11 protein-coding genes and 2 pseudogenes are annotated in these 17,456 nt (G+C 39.2%); 11 read left to right on the forward strand and 2 right to left on the reverse strand.

Going from position 1 to position 17,456, the window contains the following annotated elements:
* The first annotated feature begins 15 nt into the window (after positions 1–15).
* From NSR00_RS13460 to NSR00_RS13505, 9 genes and pseudogenes are all read left to right on the forward strand, one after another.
* Positions 16–1,803: an L-lactate permease gene (locus tag NSR00_RS13460; protein WP_340789424.1), complete on the forward strand. Its 1,788-nt coding sequence runs from the start codon at positions 16–18 to the stop codon at positions 1,801–1,803.
* A gap of 409 nt (positions 1,804–2,212) precedes the next feature.
* Positions 2,213–2,506: a metal-sensing transcriptional repressor gene (locus tag NSR00_RS13465; RefSeq protein WP_063386497.1), complete on the forward strand. Its 294-nt coding sequence runs from the start codon at positions 2,213–2,215 to the stop codon at positions 2,504–2,506.
* Between the two features lie 95 nt (positions 2,507–2,601).
* A pseudogene (locus NSR00_RS13470) lies at positions 2,602–3,869 on the forward strand (MATE family efflux transporter).
* A gap of 354 nt (positions 3,870–4,223) precedes the next feature.
* On the forward strand, positions 4,224–4,994 hold the full coding sequence (locus NSR00_RS13475) for an amino acid ABC transporter substrate-binding protein (protein ID WP_340789426.1): 771 nt from the start codon (positions 4,224–4,226) through the stop codon (positions 4,992–4,994).
* A gap of 59 nt (positions 4,995–5,053) precedes the next feature.
* Complete coding sequence (locus NSR00_RS13480; RefSeq protein WP_063386499.1) at positions 5,054–5,713, forward strand: amino acid ABC transporter permease; 660 nt, start codon at positions 5,054–5,056, stop codon at positions 5,711–5,713.
* Positions 5,714–5,728: 15 nt separating this feature from the next.
* Complete coding sequence (locus NSR00_RS13485) at positions 5,729–6,475, forward strand: amino acid ABC transporter ATP-binding protein (protein WP_066250409.1); 747 nt, start codon at positions 5,729–5,731, stop codon at positions 6,473–6,475.
* 700 nt (positions 6,476–7,175) lie between these two features.
* Positions 7,176–7,784, forward strand: a complete 609-nt coding sequence (locus NSR00_RS13490) for a MarR family winged helix-turn-helix transcriptional regulator (protein ID WP_340789428.1) — start codon at positions 7,176–7,178, stop codon at positions 7,782–7,784.
* A gap of 801 nt (positions 7,785–8,585) precedes the next feature.
* The gene (locus NSR00_RS13500; protein WP_340789430.1) at positions 8,586–9,644 is read left to right on the forward strand and encodes an LLM class flavin-dependent oxidoreductase; all 1,059 of its coding nucleotides are present in this window, start codon (positions 8,586–8,588) and stop codon (positions 9,642–9,644) included.
* 15 nt (positions 9,645–9,659) lie between these two features.
* Complete coding sequence (locus NSR00_RS13505) at positions 9,660–10,226, forward strand: NADPH-dependent FMN reductase (RefSeq protein ID WP_340789431.1); 567 nt, start codon at positions 9,660–9,662, stop codon at positions 10,224–10,226.
* A 539-nt stretch (positions 10,227–10,765) separates the two neighbouring features.
* On the opposite strand, the gene NSR00_RS13510 is transcribed toward NSR00_RS13505, so the two are convergent.
* A complete protein-coding gene (locus NSR00_RS13510) occupies positions 10,766–12,376 on the reverse strand; it encodes an IS1634 family transposase (protein ID WP_445659583.1) in 1,611 nt (536 codons plus the stop codon).
* A gap of 1,088 nt (positions 12,377–13,464) precedes the next feature.
* Between NSR00_RS13510 and NSR00_RS13515 the strand changes: the two genes are divergently transcribed.
* A complete protein-coding gene (locus tag NSR00_RS13515; RefSeq protein WP_340789865.1) occupies positions 13,465–14,439 on the forward strand; it encodes an IS4 family transposase in 975 nt (324 codons plus the stop codon).
* A gap of 292 nt (positions 14,440–14,731) precedes the next feature.
* Here the strand turns inward: NSR00_RS13515 and NSR00_RS13520 are convergent, their stop codons facing one another.
* Positions 14,732–16,027, reverse strand: coding sequence for a DUF4085 family protein (locus tag NSR00_RS13520; protein ID WP_066250413.1), 1,296 nt, complete (start codon positions 16,025–16,027; stop codon positions 14,732–14,734).
* A 791-nt stretch (positions 16,028–16,818) separates the two neighbouring features.
* On the opposite strand from NSR00_RS13520, the pseudogene NSR00_RS13525 reads away from it, so the two are divergent.
* Positions 16,819–17,312: pseudogene (locus tag NSR00_RS13525) on the forward strand (short-chain dehydrogenase); the annotation flags it as partial.
* Positions 17,313–17,456: the final 144 nt, after the last annotated feature.

Genomic DNA, 17,456 nt, shown 5'->3' on the forward strand with positions numbered 1-17,456 from the left:
AGGGGAAAATCTCTTGTGAGTACTGGATTGTTGGCTTTTTTATCGCTTCTTCCAATTTTAATCGTCGGAATTTTCTTGGTTGGGTTACGGTGGTCAGCTAGCAAAGCGATGCCGATTTCATATGTTGTGGCCGTCATACTTGCGCTCTTTGTTTGGAAAGTATCAGCAGCCAATGTAATAGCTGCCTCCATAAATGGTTTGGTTGTAGCTGCTACACTATTGTACATCATTTTTGGCGCCATTTTGCTTTTAAATACTTTGCAAGAAAGTGGGGGAATTAAAACAATCCGGCAAGGGTTCACCGATATTTCTCCAGACCGGCGCATTCAAGTAATTATTGTCGCATGGTTATTTGGTTCGTTTATTGAAGGATCCGCAGGCTTTGGTACGCCAGCTGCGGTTGCTGTTCCATTATTAGTAGGATTAGGATTCCCAGCGATGGCAGCCGTTGTGGCGGGCATGGTCATTCAAAGCACACCCGTTTCATTCGGTGCTGTCGGCACACCGATTCTTGTCGGCGTACAATCAGGATTATCCGCTGATGCAACGATTACTGATAACTTGCTGTCGTTGGTCACTTTGATTGGAGCGAAAGTTGCTATTCTTCATATGATAACGGGCACTCTTGTTCCATTATTTGTTGTAGCCCTAATGACCAAATTTTTTGGAAAAAACAAGTCGTTTTCTGAAGGAATTAAAGTTTGGAAATTTGCCTTGTTTGCGGCTTTTACAATGACGATACCATATCTCATCGTTGCCAATGTCCTTGGCCCTGAATTTCCTTCCATGGTTGGCGGCTTGGTCGGATTAGCAATCGTTATTGCCATTGCGAAAAAAGGTTTTTTAATGCCATCTCAAGAAGAAGTATGGGATTTTGAAGAAAAGTCTAAATGGGATCCGGATTGGATAGGAAAAATTGAGATTAAAGATATCGCACACAAGAACGGCAAGATGAGCATGATTCGCGCTTGGACTCCGTATATTTTAGTTGGCCTGTTTTTAGTGGCGACCAGGTTGAAATCGCTTCCAATCGGCGGGTGGCTACAAGAGTGGACGATTGAGATTCGGAATATGTTTGGAACAAATATTACGGCTAGCTTTCAACCGCTTTATTCACCAGGAACAATTTTTATTGTTGTGTCACTGATTACCTTTTTTATTCACGGTATGAATGGAAGCGCATACAAACGTGCTTGGATGCATTCAGGGAAAACGATGATCTCAGCTTCAACCGCGCTAATTTTTACCGTTCCAATGGTTCAAGTGTTTTTAAATTCAGGCGGCGGTGCTGCAGGTTATGATCAAATGCCAATTGAATTGGCGAACGGAGTAGCAGCGCTGGCGGGCAATTATTGGCCCTTTTTCTCCACATTTATTGGTGGACTGGGCGCTTTTATAGCTGGCAGCAACACGGTCAGTAATATGATGTTTTCTTTATTTCAATATAATGTAGGTTCCCAAATTGGTGTTGATCCCACTTGGATTGTTGCCCTTCAGGCGGTAGGTGGTGCGGCTGGGAATATGATTTGTGTACACAATGTCGTCGCTGCTTCGGCAGTAGTCGGGTTGGTAGGAAAAGAAGGAGCAGTTATTAGAAAAACATTGCTCCCATTTACGTATTATGCTTTAATGGCTGGTTCGATTGGATACTCGATTGCATGGTACTCCGAAAAGGGAATATTTAATCTCGGTTCCTTGATTGCAGTCTTGATCGCAGTTGCCGCCGTTTACATCATTGCAACAAATAAAAAACGGGCAACATGGCCCGCTCATAATAAGTCATCATTTGGCGCAAAACAATAATCCTAACAAAAAGAATGGATATAATAATTTTTTAAGAAAAAGTAAAGGCTGTCTTAAAATATATGCTCCCCTTCACTAGGGGAGTTTTTCTATGTCAAAAAAAACATACTAATCTTAGTATGTTTTGTGAAGAGTGATCATAGGACTTGTATACTTTACAAAGTTGCTCTCACAATATCGCCCTATATTAAAATCCAGCTTTTTTTATGCAGATATAAGATGTGCTTGGTTGCACGTAAATATCAACGAAGTTTACATCAATAAGAAACCCCTTGGAGCCTAAAGGGGTTTTTGTGACTATTATGTTAACTATGATTGAACAACATATTTATATTTTGAAAAGGTGAAAAAAATTTAAAGTGACATATCCCCCCTGGGGGGATACTATCATAATAAGGAGGAATGAAATATGTGTCAAAACCACCATCATCAAAATCATGAACATAAATATCGCAAGCAGGTGATTAATCGATTAGCGCGAATTGAGGGACATGTTCGTTCCATTAAAGAAATGGCGATAGAAGGAAGAGACTGTCCTGAAATTCTTCTGCAAATTGCGGCTGTAAGGAAAGCGTTAGATAATGCAGCAAAAGTAATTTTTGTTGATCATATGGAGAATTGTCTAGTAAATGCTGTTCATCAAGGAAATGAGGAACAAGTATTAAACGATTTAAAAAAAGCATTAGAGAATTTCATTCGATAAGGGGATTAACTTTTTTGATGATTCCAGAGGGTATCAGTCAGGAGCGATCAACAAAACAAAAAATTAAGATCATCCTAGCATTAGCTGTTCCTGCCATGATCGAAAATATTTTGCAAACAGTGGTAGGATTTGTAGACACACTTTTTGTATCAAAATTAGGATTAAACGAAGTCACAGCAGTAGGCGTGGCAAATGCTGTTCTAGCCGTATATATCGCCATTTTCATGGCAGTTGGAGTAGGGGCTACTTCTTTGATCGCACGTCATGTCGGTGCTGGTAATATTGATCAAGCAAAAGCCGTTGCTAAGCAGTCAACCATTCTTTCTTTTTTTATAGGTTTATTTTTTGGTCTTATCACCTTATTTTTCACAGAACCTTTACTTCGTATTATGGGAGCAGAACCAAGCGTTTTAGTAGACGCCTCTGTTTATTTTCGGATTGTAGCTGTCCCGTCTGTTTTTATTTCTTTAATGTTTATCTTTGGAAGTATTTTACGAGCTGCTGGCGATACAAAAACACCGATGAAAGTAAGCTGGTGGATTAATATCATCCATATCGGTTTGGACTACTTTTTCATTTTTGGTTTATTGGGATTTCACGGGTTGGGCTTAGCAGGAGCAGCCTGGGCGACAGTCATTGTAAGAGTGCTGGGAGCCATCGCTCTTTATTATTACATTCAAAAATCGTCTATATCATTTTCTTTATTTCAGAAATCTTCATTGGATATAAAGAAATTCACATTGCCTATTTTGAGGCTGTCTGCTCCTGCAGCAATTGAACGCTTAATTATGCGTTTAGGGCAAGTGCTTTACTTTGGATTAATTGTTCGAATTGGAACGGAAACGTATGCAGCTCATACAATTGCCGGGAATATCGAAACATTTTCCTATATGCTAGGATATGGCTTAGCTGCGGCAGCATCAACACTTGTAGGGCAGCATATTGGGGCAAAGCTTGAAAAAGAGGCTTATACATATGGGATGCTGACGACTTATATCGCCATGTTATTTATGTCTATAATAGGTGTTCTGTTGTTTTCCTTTCTCCTTGGCTTGCTACTTGGTTTACAACAGATAAACAGGCTATTGAGATGGTTACTACGGCATTAAGAATTGATGCTTTTGCCCAACCAGCATTAGCTATGGGATTGGTGTTGACTGGAGCTTTACAAGGAGCAGGAGATACAAAAAGCCCCATGTACAGTACAGCGGTCGGCATGTGGGTCATTCGTATTGTAGGTGTATATGTATTGGGCATCCAATTAAATTTAGGAATAGCAGGAGTATGGCTATCCATTGTAATCGATCAAGTCATTCGAGCCCTGTTTTTATGGTGGAGATTTAAAATGCAAATCAAACATTGAACAATACAATTATATGTATAGAAAACTATGATTCTCAAATACTTTAGTATGCTAATGAACTAAAAATATCCATTGACATTCATTTTTATGTTGTGTTATTTTTATTTTATGTTAATTTATTACTCTAATATATTATCGAATTAAAGTGCACTCGCAGATATCTTCATAGATGCGTTTTTATAGCAATTATCGTTATGCTTTTTTGAGCTTATTTGATGCAAATGTTGTCCGAACTATTGCAGATGCATTTACGGATGGTTTAATTGTAAGTAGTAGCGGGGGACATTTGAATTTTTTGGACATGCAATAGGTTAAAAACAAAATGAAAATAAATTAAAGGTGGTTATCTACAGTATGAAACGATTAGCAATGTTTATCCTAACTATGGCAGCGTTATTCTCGTTCCTGATAGGATGCTCCAAATCGGAGGAAAAAGACAAAACGCTAGTAATTGGAATAGATGATAAATTTGCACCTATGGGGTTCCGGGATGAGAATAATGAAATTGTAGGGTTTGACATTGACTACGCCAAGGCAGCTGCCGAAAAAATGGGAACAAAGGTAAAATTTCAGCCGATCGATTGGAAAACAAAAGAATCTGAATTAAGCAGCGGACGGATCGATCTCATTTGGAACGGATATACCATTACGGAGGAGCGCAAAAAGAAGGTTCTTTTTACAAAGCCTTATATGAAAAATGCACAAGTTGTGGTCACCCTTGCTGATTCAAATATTTCTAAACTTGATGATCTAGAAGGCAAAGTGGTTGGTCTTCAATCTCTGTCTTCTGCAGCCGATGCGTTGAATAAAAATCCGATTAAATCGAAAATCAAGACGGTTACGGAGTATGCCGACAATGTTCTGGCATTGAAGGATCTAAAGCTAAAACGTGTTGATGCAGTAGTGATTGATGAAGTTGTCATTAAATATTACATGTCGAAAGAAAAAGATACTTACAAACTGCTCGATGAATCCCTTGCACAAGAAGAATATGGAATTGGTGTTAAAAAGGGTAATGAGGAACTGCTGAATAAACTGCAAAAAGCTCTCGATGAGCTGAATGAGGACGGCACGGCCGCCGAAATCTCGCAAAAGTGGTTTGGCGAAAATAAGGTATTAAAGTAAAATAGACCGAACTTGGATTTCCTTGAGAAACCCTGTTTTGCTGTTGGAGGAATTCTTTCATGTCCGTAGATTATTTCAACTCAATCATTAAGCCGATGCTGCTAGGGGCACAGATGACGGTTCTCTTGTTTTTGATCGTCATTGTGTTGTCAATTCCGCTCGGCTTCATACTAACACTTGCTGTAAGAAGCAGGTTTAAGCCTTTATCGTGGCTTACACAGATTTATATATATGTGATGCGGGGCACTCCATTGCTGCTTCAGCTGCTTTTTATATGTTTTGGACTGCCGATGATCCCTGTGATCGGAGATTATTTGGTATTAGACCGCTTTGTCGCAGCTTGTTTGGGTTTTATATTGAACTATGCTGCATATTTTGCCGAGATTTTCCGCGGCGGTTTGCTGGCTATTGATAAAGGTCAGTATGAGGCATCACAAGTCCTAGGCTTGAATAAATGGCAGACGATGACGAGAATCATACTTCCACAAATGTTCCGCATCGCACTTCCTGCCGTCGCTAACGAATCGGTTACACTAGTTAAGGATACCGCACTGCTCTATGCTGTTGCCGTACCAGAATTATTACACTATGCACAGACTGCTGTGAACCGTGATTTTACAATCGTGCCTTTCTTCATCGCAGGTATTATTTATCTGATCATGACGCTCTTATTAACTGTTCTCTTTAAGTGGCTCGAACGACGGTTCAAATTTGATTAAAAAGGAGTAGTGAGTGTGGTTCTCATTGAAGTATCCAACCTCAAAAAATCATATGGCAAGTTGGATGTATTAAAACAGATAACATTTGATGTTAACAAGAACGACGTAATTGCTGTGATCGGACCATCTGGCTCTGGTAAAAGTACAATGCTCCGTAGCCTGGTCCATCTTGAGGAAATTGACGGAGGCAGCATTTGTATATCCGGGGATTATTTGGTGAAGGACGGGATTTACTCAAAACCGCAGGAGATTAAGCGGATCACCTCTAAGATGGGAATGGTTTTCCAACATTTCAATCTCTTTCCTCACCTCACGGTTAAAGAAAATTTGGAACTTGCTCCTAGGCTAGTAAAGAAGGAGTTAAATGCGGAAATTGAACGACGCAGCACAGAACTTCTGAAGAAAATCGGGCTCTCCGATCGGGCATCAGCTTATCCTGCAAAACTTTCGGGCGGTCAAAAACAAAGAGTCGCCATTGCTCGTGCGCTTATGATGAACCCTGAAATCCTGCTGTTTGATGAACCTACTTCCGCCTTGGACCCGGAGTTAACCGGCGAAGTACTGCAAGTAATGAAGCAGCTGGCTGAAGAGCACATGACGATGATTGTGGTGACACATGAGATGGGGTTCGCCAAGGAGGTTGCAAACCGAGTCATTTTCATGGACAACGGGGAAATCATCGAATCCGGACTTCCGACTGAGATTTTTACAAACCCGAAGTTTGAACGAACGAAAGCTTTCTTGAACCGCAGTTTGAAATAATCCGGGACGCTGTCTATTAGTAGATTACTTGACACTTGCTACTTAAAATAAATAGTAACTGATCAACAAATAAAACGTACTTTTAGCACATCCCAAATCCGTTTTAAATAATCATATTAAGATTAGGGGCACAGACTACAGCCAAGGTCTGTGCTACTTTTTTTAGTAGAAATGAGGAAAATGTCGTGATAGCCCCAGAATCAGTTTCAGCATGTTGGCTCCACCTTGAGATCGTGTACAAGAAAAGCCAATCGATAAGGTTATGTGAAAAACTTCTACAAAAAGTGGAGCAGGAATCTATTTTCTTTGCGCATGGTGTATATTCTTATTTGAATGCTTCAAATGCTCTGCCTTTGTCCAGATATTCTGCCAAATATGCTGAAGAATTGGTGCATTGCGAGAGCATTGGGCAATTTTTGCAAAACTTTGGATTTCAGTGTCTTGAAAACGACGAACATTATTTTTGCCAACGGTTGAGAAGGGTGGAGTTTTTTCGTTAAATCGCATCCTAAGAACAATCGATGGCCCCTCATTCGTTTGAATCTCCTTATCTCTTTTATTATCATGATGTAAATCATGTGGAAAAACTTTTTTAAAAGGGAAAAGGCTTTCTGCGTTTCCTCTTTTAATATGGAGATAAAGGTGTTATGTTAGGAAAGGATAAGCCTATCGAAAATTTCCAATTCATTATTTAATTTCATTGATATCTTTTGATCTTAAAATAAGTTGGAAAGATAAGGGTCATGTTAAAATCATTAACCGTTATATCGGGCAGAAAAGACAGATTATATCAGCAAAAAGAAAAATCTGTGTCTGGAATTTGGCTGGTCAACTTTTTAAGATGGATTTCATAAAGGGAGGGAAAAAATTGAAAACCGAACCTTCAATGACAAAATCAAACAGAGATAAGAAATATAGCGTTATCCTTTGGTACAGAATCTTCCGAATCTACAAGAATAATACAACAGAAACAAATAAAATTTTAAAAAAATGGGATATATCTAATGCTCAATTTGAGGTAATCAGCAGAATTGCTGCAGCGGGGACTTTATCCCAGCAGGAGCTTGCCGATCAATTGCTGGTAACAAAAGCAAACATCACACAGCTTATCAAGAAATTGGAGCAAATGGATCTAATAAAAAAAGAAAAAGAATGGAAAACAAATTATATTTCACTTACAGAAAAAGGAGAAACTATCTATAGGGAAGCCAATTCGGTTCTTGAAGATTTTCAGAAAGATTTTTTCAAAAATCTTTCGATTGAAGAGAAAAAAAAATTGCTTCATCTGCTTCGAAAAGTGGAAAAATAACGGAAAACCATTTTCTAAAATGGTTTTTCATCCCAATCATGATAAAAGTAAGACCAAAGAGTGCTGTTAAATCAACATTCTTTGGTTTTTTATTTGGAAACATGTAACACTAAAATGGGCTTTTCAGACAGCCTCTCTTTTCTTTGTAGTTGCATAAAAATCGGCTAATTATATCACTTCTTGCCACAGTGTCGCCGCAAAAAAATTAGGGATGTTGGCGTTAAGATTTATTTGCATGTGATGGAATTCTCTATAAATGGCTCGTGCAAAATCATTGACAGCTTCTCAATTAAGAATTAAACTAACATCAGATTTGAGTTAAGGACTTAACTGATAATTATTATGAACGTATGAACAGGAGGATGAAAACATGGTGTTTGCATGACCAGCATTTGCCTTAGCTTATGATGCATTGGAACCTTACATTGACAAAAAACGATGGAAATCCATCATACACACATGCGTTGCAAATTTAAACAATGCTATTCAAGGGCACACAAGCAATTGGAAAATAAATTCGTTTAAGACTTGATCTCCCATTTGGATGAAGTGCCGGAAAACATCCGTACAGCTGTACTCAATAATGGCGGCAGCCACGCAAACCATAGTTTATTCTGGACGATCTTTGTAGCGAATGCCTTGGTTTCAGTTCAATAAAGAGCAGCCAGTTGCATGGAAAGAAAATATCGTTCAAATTGACTATACAATGTCCCTTTTAACAAAGTTGCGGAAATGACGGAGATGTCAGCGGTTATGCCATACGAAAAGCTGACAATGATTAGCAGGGAGGAAGATAGTAGAATGAAAAAATATCGTATAGATTCAAGCAAAGGATTGGAGTTTGGAATTTACACATTAGGTGATCATTTGGCGAACCCGCACACAGGTGAACGTATTTCAGCACAACAACGAATTAAGGAAATTATAGAAATGGCTAAGTTAGCTGAGCAAGCAGGTATTGATTTCTTTAGTGTAGGTGAAAGCCATCAAGAATATTTTACCGCTCAAGCACACACTATTGTATTAGCAGCAATCGCTCAAGCAACTGAAAAAATAAAAATTGGAAGCTCCTCAACGATTATTAGTACATCAGACCCGGTTCGTGTATATGAAGATTTTGCGACAATTGATTTAATCTCAAATGGTCGTGCCGAGATTATTGCTGGTCGTGCCTCGAGAGTGGGACTGTTTGAATTGTTAGGATATAACCTTCGTGACTATGAAGAATTATTTGAAGAAAAATTTGAACTGTTGTTGCAAATTAATGAAAATGAAGTGGTGAATTGGAGCGGCAATTATCGGGCTCCATTAAAAAATGCCAAGGTGTTGCCGCGTCCTAAAGAGGGTTCGTTGCCGATTTGGCGTGCTGTTGGCGGTACACCTGCCAGTGCCATTAAAGCGGGTTTCCAAGGTGTTCCTATGGCCTTAGCTATGTTGGGTGGACCTGTGTCTTATTTTAAAAACACTATTGATGTTTACCGTCAGTCTTTAATACGAGCAGGTTATAATCCAGCAGATTTTCCGGTTGCAACGACAGGCTTTTTCTATGCTGCTGAAACGACACAACAAGCATTAAAGGAATATTATCCGCACATTAATGAGGGAATGAAGCTGACAAATGGCCAAGGATTTTCAAAACAACTGTTTGCGCAAGGGGCTGATACCCGGAATGTAATGAATGTTGGCAGTCCTCAACAAATAATAGAAAAAATTCTATATCAACATGAACAGTTTGGACACCAACGTTACATGGCGCAATTGGATTTCGGCGGCGTTCCGTTTGATAAGATAAAAAGAAATATTGAAATCCTTGGCACCGAGATTTTACCTGCCATCAAAAAATATACAGCAAAGAAGTAAAGGAGGGAATTAAAAGTGAAGATTGTTGCGATAGCCGGATCAAATGTCGGCACTAAAACAAGAACTGCAATGGACTATACAGTGAAATCCCTGAAAGAAAAATATCCGCAATATGAAGTAACATTGCTGGATTTAGCAGAATTGAAAGTTGAGTTTAGTGATGGACGAAACTATACGGAATATGAAGGAGATACAAAATTTGTAGCAGAAACAGTCATGGCAGCAGATGTACTTATAATTGGGACACCCATCTTTCAGGCTTCCATACCGGCTGCTTTAAAAAATATATTTGATCTTCTTCCTAAAGACGCGTTGCAAGATAAAATCGCCAGCATTGTTGTGACGGCAGGCTCATCCAAACATTATTTAATAGCTGAACAACAATTAAAACCGATTTTGTCCTTTATGAAGGCTCAAATCGTACAAAAATATGTATTTATTGAAGAAAAGGATTTCTATCGAAATAAGATTATCAATGATGATATCTTATTCCGGATTGATCGGTTAGTTGAAGATACAATGATATTAGCAGAAACCTATCAGAGTATACGGAAAGCAAAGGAAGAAAAATATGGATTTTAATCAATCATGGTCAAGGAAGGGGCTTTAATCGAAAATTAGAGATAACTATTTTAAACAACTTTATTATCTATACACAGAATTGTTTTCTTGTTATTTTCTCCCTCTTCTATAAAAAGTTCTTCTCTCCTGTTATTAGGTTGGTATCTGGAAGGGAAAAAGAGGGAGGAAGAAGAATTTGTATTCAAGGGATTTTCCATGATGATATTAGTAAAACTTTAATTTGTGCAGCCTAAAAGACTAGAAATTTTTTTGAATATCTTCTCTCTTTTTAACATGAACAAAGTAGTATAATAACCGACCAATATACCCAACATATTTAATAAGATATCATCAATATCAATAATTCTTGTCCCTAAATTTGATAATGCAGTGGTAACTGAATCAATTCAATTAGTAACGGAATAGAAAACGCAATAATAAGGAGCTTGCGTAATTCATTTGTTTTATATCTAAAACTCAAGTTTGACAGAGTACACTAAAGAAAAGCCCGAAAATACTGGTGTTTTGGACTTTACCCACAACACGTACCACTACACTTGTTAGTGGCACGTGTTTTTTTCTAATACTCTAGGAGGCGCTTGTGTGACAAGTGCTTCAAATGCTAGATTTGCTTGACCTTGTAATTCTGTACGAACGATTTGCTCTTCACCATTCACGCGTATTTTCGAGGCCTTCATCTGGCTTACATCATGCAAAATATCCTTTACACTTGTTTGGCATCCTATTTCTTTTAGCTTATAGGCCAAAAAGGATTCCATGACAAGCGCAAGGAAACAAACCATGATATGGCCTCGAATACGAGATTCCACTCGATGGTACATCGGGCGAAGTTCTAGATTCGACTTCAGGTTACGAAAGGCTTGTTCCACTCTCCACAACTCTTTATAGGCAAGTGCTGCCTCTTCATCCGTTAATGACGAGTTGGTCCGAATGGCATACTTTCCGTCAAACTTTTCGTCATTGGATACCTTCTCTTCATCAATTTTGGCCGATGCTTTTTCTATCGTTAAAAACTTGGAATACGCACGGTTTTTGACGAGTCCAGATGGACCGAGTTCATCAAGCTTCGATTGAAGGTTTTCTAACACGACTTGACGACTCGCTCGATCACGTTCTTCAGCGTCCGGATTGTAACAGAGTACATACGTTTCGCCATCGATTTTCTTTGACTTCACTTTTAGATTCGGGAGAACCTTCTTATATGGCCCACGGATGGATAATAGCTCTTGGGCTTTCTTCGACTTTCGTAATTTGACACCCACTATATATTCCATGCCCAGTTCACGAATTTGATCTAAGTTGGCTTCACTAACCATTCCGCGGTCTCCCACTAGAATGACTTTCTGAATAGGATAGCGCTTCTTCAGGTCTTCAACCACCATGCCAAATGTCTTCGTATCATGCATGTTTCCAGGGAAGACTTGATGTCCAATCGGAATCCCTGTTTTGGTCATTAATAAGCCAATCACGACTTGTTTTCGATCTCCACGATGATCTTTGGAGTAACCATAGTGAGCCAGCAGTTCGTCTGCTTCCTCTCCTTCGAAATAGGTGCTTGTCGTGTCGTAAAACACGATATCTACTTCTAATGAGGTTAAATCGGTTAAATGTCCATAAAGTTGTTCCTCAATTTTTTCTTTTTGTTCACTTAAGAAGTCTAATGCACGATAGTAGTGATGGAGTTGAATGTCTGAAAGACCTTCTGCATAAATCGTGTCGATCCATTGTTTGAAGATATAATGCTTACTATTGGGATCCATGAGACGGTTTAACACCATGGCAAAAATGGCTTCGTCATACCGAGAAGCAGTCTCGGAATCATCCATGATTTTACGTAATAGCCGACCAAGCCCTAACTTTTCCCATACCTTTCGGAACAGATAAACCGGCCCAAACTCTTTTGTCCAAAGCACGGAGACAGAAGAGGAAGACCCTTGCCCATGAATTCGGTCAAAGTAACGCTCTGAAAATTTGGCTAATCCCTCGATTATGTTATCGACAGAGCCATTCTCTAATAAATGTTCTAACCTCCCTAGATTACAAAGCGTTTGTTGCCGAACTTTATTGTCTACACGAAATGTACGACATATTTGTAGATATTGACGAACTGAACCATTTTTATTTTTTTGCTTATTAATTCGAATATACATAGCACTAATAGTATAACATATATTACATATTATTGGATATACAAAAGTTATCCACATAACACTACATAATGATTATATTTTCGATAAAAAAAGTGGATAACTATTGGTATAATCACCTTTAGTTATCCACATGTAGTGAAATGGTGTCAAACTTGAGCATAAATGCAAAGTCCAAGTAAGTTTCTTAAAATTTTTATTTCCTACTTAGAACAGTCCATCAAAAAGACAATTATTTTCCATGTTTTATACATGTCAAATGATTGTCTTTTTTTTATCCGATGCTTGAAAGTACTGAAGCTTGTTGAGTTTGATCCTACTAACGGCCTTCAGCAATGCTTCGTAAGCTCCAAGTCTCATACACCTGCCTTCAAAACAGTTTTTTATTATGAGTTCACACTGCCATGAAACGAGGGCTTTAACACTTAAAGCACTTCCGAATTCGAAACGGCTTTCGGATGTTATAGCCAGAGAAGGATTAAAGTTTTGCCATGTCGTGATCAAAAAGAATGTTCATCAGAAGATCAATATAAAGAATGGAGTATTAAGGAAATCCCAAATATGGATGCAAACAATGTGGCTTCTCTTGGTCAACCTTTCTGTCTTGAACAATCTATCAAAATCATAATATATCCCTGTTGGGTTAAAGCAAGTAGGGATTGTTTGACGCTTACATAAAAAACGTAACTCGGGAATTATTGAAATATTGAACTTGTCTGACTGTCGCGTAAAGCAAACGGAGATTGATGACGTTTCGTACAAATGCAATGTAGGCGATCAAAAAGTTATTGTAGTTTACCGCTCATCCAGACATCTCGAAAGATCCTCCATAAATGCGCTTTCGCTTGGTGGCCTCTTCATCTAGATAAAATGCTTCACACCATTATCTGGATGAAGAGGTTGTTTTTTTTCTCACCATAATTTTACTCATATGTTTCATGGACAATAAGTAACATTCAAAACTGATTTTGGTTAAACACGAAAACAATTGATTCAGTGAGATAATAATCAAAAAATAACAATTCAAACGCTTACATGGGGGAAATGACTGTTTTTCACCTATTTTTTAACTAAATTGTTCCTTCACCCGTCTGCGGATCTTAGACTCTACCAGTTTTTTACTTCCGACCGACTATGGTGAGGATCAAGGTTCGGTTTCATCTGGCGCCAAAATCCAATTTGAGTATGAGCTGTTATCGGGAACCTGTCTTCAGCTGTGCGTCCAACAGGCCAATGATTCCGATGCCCGTTTTGCTTATCATACCCAGCACACGATTTTACCGAATGACCTTTGCATTCGGGATCTGGGGTTTTTTTCACTCGCCACGCTGGCGGAGATCGATGCTCGAGGTGCTTATTATATTACCCGGTTGCGTTCCGATATCAAAGTCTATATCAAGCAGGACGGGGAGTGGCACGAATGGGATTGGGAATCGATAGGAAATCGATTGGGCGAGGGGGAAGCCGTGGAAGTGGAACACGTGTATATCGGACACCAACGCCTGTATGTTCCGCGTCTGATTTTTCGCCGTCTCACGGCGGAAGAATGGGAAAAACGGCTGGCGTACGTGCGGAAAAAGGAAAAAAAGAAAGGGAAGGCGCTGTCACGCCAAACCCTTGAACAAAAGAAATATCACATCTTACTGACCAATTTACCACAAGAATCGTTTGATGCGCAACAAGTTTATGAGCTGTATTCGCTGCGCTGGCAAGTGGAGCTGTTATTTAAGGGCTGGAAATCCTTATTTGATCTTGACCGTGTCAAAAAGATGAAGAAGGAACGATTCGAATGCCACTTATATGGGACATTGATTGCCATTTTAGTCACGCAGACTCTTCTGTTCCAAGCCCGAAGGTATTGGCATCAACGGGAGGGAATCGAGATCAGTGAATGGAAAGCGCTTAATATCCTCCAATCGTATTGGCATCGGTTTCTTTTGCATCCCCAAGCGATGGAAACCGCCCTTCCATCTCTCCTGTCTCTGTTAAGGAAACACGCGAGGAAAGACCGAAGGAAAGGAGAGGAAACGGTATCGGATCTTTTAAAGAAATTGGGGATATGGTAGTGTGGGTTATGGATATAAATGCCAAATAACCCTCTTCTTGAGGGTTATTTGGCATGCCCAGCATTTGGTTTTCTCTTCATCCTTTGATTGATTTTTCGAACATGCGTATCATCCTAAAAAATTTTATACCGCTAACTTGACGGGTATGGGGTTAGTCACCCCCTCCTACTCGATTAGTAGAAGCGGTGAAAAGGTCATGAGCCCCGGAACCATAAGTTTGTTGTACAAATTCATTCGATGGGGTATGGAGCAGGATCATTTAGAAAGAGCCTTGCCTTTTTAGCATTCGTTCCTAAGTGCTTTTTCTCAGTTTATTGATGAATTGCTCAGACAAAATGTTGAAGGAAAGAATATGGTCCATATACACTTCACCGATTAGTTGTATCTCTTCATTTTCATGCTGTAAAGAATATGGGAGAGTTTTTTCTATTAATGGTATATGTTTTTCTGGTTCTTGAACAATGGTGTTCCATGCACGTATGATCAGCTCTAAGTCTTCACTGAACAGTGCGCTTTCCAATTCTTCCGTCGGTAACGGCTCTGATAATAGGGGCATTTCATCCACGAACTGTTTTGAATAAAGTCCTTCTAAAAATTTTTCAAAGTTTTCAGCTAGCTCCTCTGTATTTGCACCAAGATAAAATATTTTCTGAGTTTCAAGGTGAAGGACAATATTTCCATTGGTACAAACTGCAATCGGGATGACGCTGCCTTCTAATTTCAATTCCTCAAGAGATAAAAAGCGGTCGATTTCTATAGCTTCCTTTTCCGTTAAAAAATACATTTTCTCCGCTTCTCCTTCGTGTAAAGCAGTCACGAAAGACGCATACTGATCCGGCAGTTTGTAAGGAAGACTATGTCTCTCTTTTTTTGCTTTATGGCGGCTATGATTTTCCTTCTCAAATTCCTGATCGTGGTGAAAAATTTGTGTTTTATAAAAATGGGTAATGGAAAATTGTTTTGCAGCTACCTTCCATTCCGTCATCGGATTGTCAAATAAAACACTTAAGATGAAGCTTTTGTTATTAAGATCCCCTTCTTCATAAAGCCAAAACATACCTGGTGTTAAAGGTATTTCGGATTGTTCCTCCTTGATTCCAGTAATCTCAATAACGATGGCATCCCCCTTGCTGAAACTGCCTTCCCCATTTAACGTTAATCTGAGTGCATCGTAATCGCGATGGATATATTGTAATTCTGCGTCATGTAATCCATCTTCCAAAATGCTGATCAGCTCTTCCGGCAGATTTTCGCGAATATGTTCAAAATGATTATTCGCTTCATCTAACACTTTTTCGCATTCCTCAATTTTAGCCTTCAACCAAATGATGAGTTCGTCCCGCACTTCCTTTGGCAGTGTCGGCTGATTAATGGTGCCGTCCAGAATATAGGGATGAAATGTTTCCGGCAATGTTTGCAATAATTCGTCTTTAATAGATTCAAGATCTTGCCGCAAATAGTCGTAAACATCCTCGCCGTCTTCTTCAAAGCTTTTGATAAAATCCATCCATTCTTCATCAGACTCGGGAATTGTAAGCAGGTGCGCCTTCTGCATTTTGTCATACCATTCTTTTGTAAAAAATTTCATTATATCTCTCCTTATATGCTATCTGCCATTTTTCCTCATATAATGAATTCACTTCTTATAAGCGTTTCACCTGCTAAAAAGGAGAAATTTAACAAAATAGGTGATGGGGGTGTCTAATAATTCGTTTTTACGGCTTATGGACGCCCCCATTAATGTTTTAGAAACGTTGATATATCGGTGTTTATGATTTTTTGTTTTCAATGGGGATCTGACTTTCTGGACAGCCCCATGATTGTACAGAAAAATATCCGGTTTTAACGGGCAGGATATAAAAAAGAATTACTATCATGCATCTGAACTTAAAAGTAATTACTGTATAGAAATAGTTAAACTAATAGTTGAATAAATTCAAGTTCTATACTTACTAGACAACATCTTTCAAGCCTAACTGATCTGACGCGAAGAGAAATAGTTCGTCTACTGCCTCTCATGACCGAACAGTATGGGAATTGGCGGAACCTTTTTGATATGTCTTTAGCAGCTTTGCTAAGCATATCAAAACATTAGAACGGTCAGCCCTGCTTGAAAGGACTGTGCAAGGACGAACGCATATTTGTCGTCTTACCTCCAAATCGTTTTCTACTGCTACAGATGGCTTCGATTTTATGAATGTTTTTGGAACAGACAGTTTGACGTTCTTGAACATGAGCTGAATAAAGCAAAAAAGGAGAAAAAATAAAGTATTTGCAACAAATTCATTATTTTGTAAAGGGTGATGAGAATGGTTAGTACATCTACAATAACCTTAACGATGAAACGTTCTTTTGATGCCTCTGCAGATAGAGTATTTGACGCTCCACTTTGCATTACCCCTGTTAATCCGAAATAAGAACGGGCTGGTCGTTGAGATAACGGATGGCACGGCAGAATACAACGAGAAAAACTACCGTTTATCACTGTTCTACGATCTAGCCAAGATGTCTGTCATTCGTATGGTAAAGTCTTTAGTCCATAAGCTTTTACCATATCAATGCACCGCCGTAGCAGACTCCGGGTTGGATGCGTTCTGAAATTATGCTTGATCACTATGGTATGACAGAAGAAAACTGGCGTGATGCCCTTGTAAAGGAACCCCAATTCATCATCTCGGAAACGCCGCGTTTTGCCGGCCGCTTTAGCCGGTGATCCGAAGGTTGCTCGCTAAAACGGTCAATCTGTGTCAAGCGGTCAGCTCGCGCAAGTGTATGGTTTTTATGATCTTGATGGCTCACAGCCAGATGCCTGGCGATATATCGGAGAAGTACAGGATGCTGGAAAGCCAGCGAATGCTTCCGAGTACCACTAACGGGAAGCGATAGCTCGATATGCACCGCAGTGCGGATCTTTATTTTCATGTTTAAAAAAGTGTCCAAGAAGTCGAACTTGATCACCAGGCGCATGTTCGGCTTCTTCTTTTGTGGAAAATTGATGATATCTTCTATTCTCTCGA

It is taken from the genome of Aeribacillus sp. FSL K6-8394 (genome assembly GCF_038008865.1).
Taxonomy (GTDB): Bacteria; Bacillota; Bacilli; order Bacillales; family Aeribacillaceae; genus Aeribacillus; species Aeribacillus composti.

Bases quoted from the DNA above. Each gene is read 5' to 3' on its own strand.
- NSR00_RS13465 (WP_063386497.1), top strand. From the start codon at position 2,213: ATGTGTCAAAACCACCATCATCAAAATCATGAACATAAATATCGCAAG.
- NSR00_RS13475 (WP_340789426.1), top strand. From the start codon at position 4,224: ATGAAACGATTAGCAATGTTTATCCTAACTATGGCAGCGTTATTCTCG.
- NSR00_RS13480 (WP_063386499.1), top strand. From the start codon at position 5,054: ATGTCCGTAGATTATTTCAACTCAATCATTAAGCCGATGCTGCTAGGG.
- NSR00_RS13500 (WP_340789430.1), top strand. From the start codon at position 8,586: ATGAAAAAATATCGTATAGATTCAAGCAAAGGATTGGAGTTTGGAATT.
- NSR00_RS13510 (WP_445659583.1), bottom strand. From the start codon at position 12,376: ATGTATATTCGAATTAATAAGCAAAAAAATAAAAATGGTTCAGTTCGT.
- NSR00_RS13520 (WP_066250413.1), bottom strand. From the start codon at position 16,027: ATGAAATTTTTTACAAAAGAATGGTATGACAAAATGCAGAAGGCGCAC.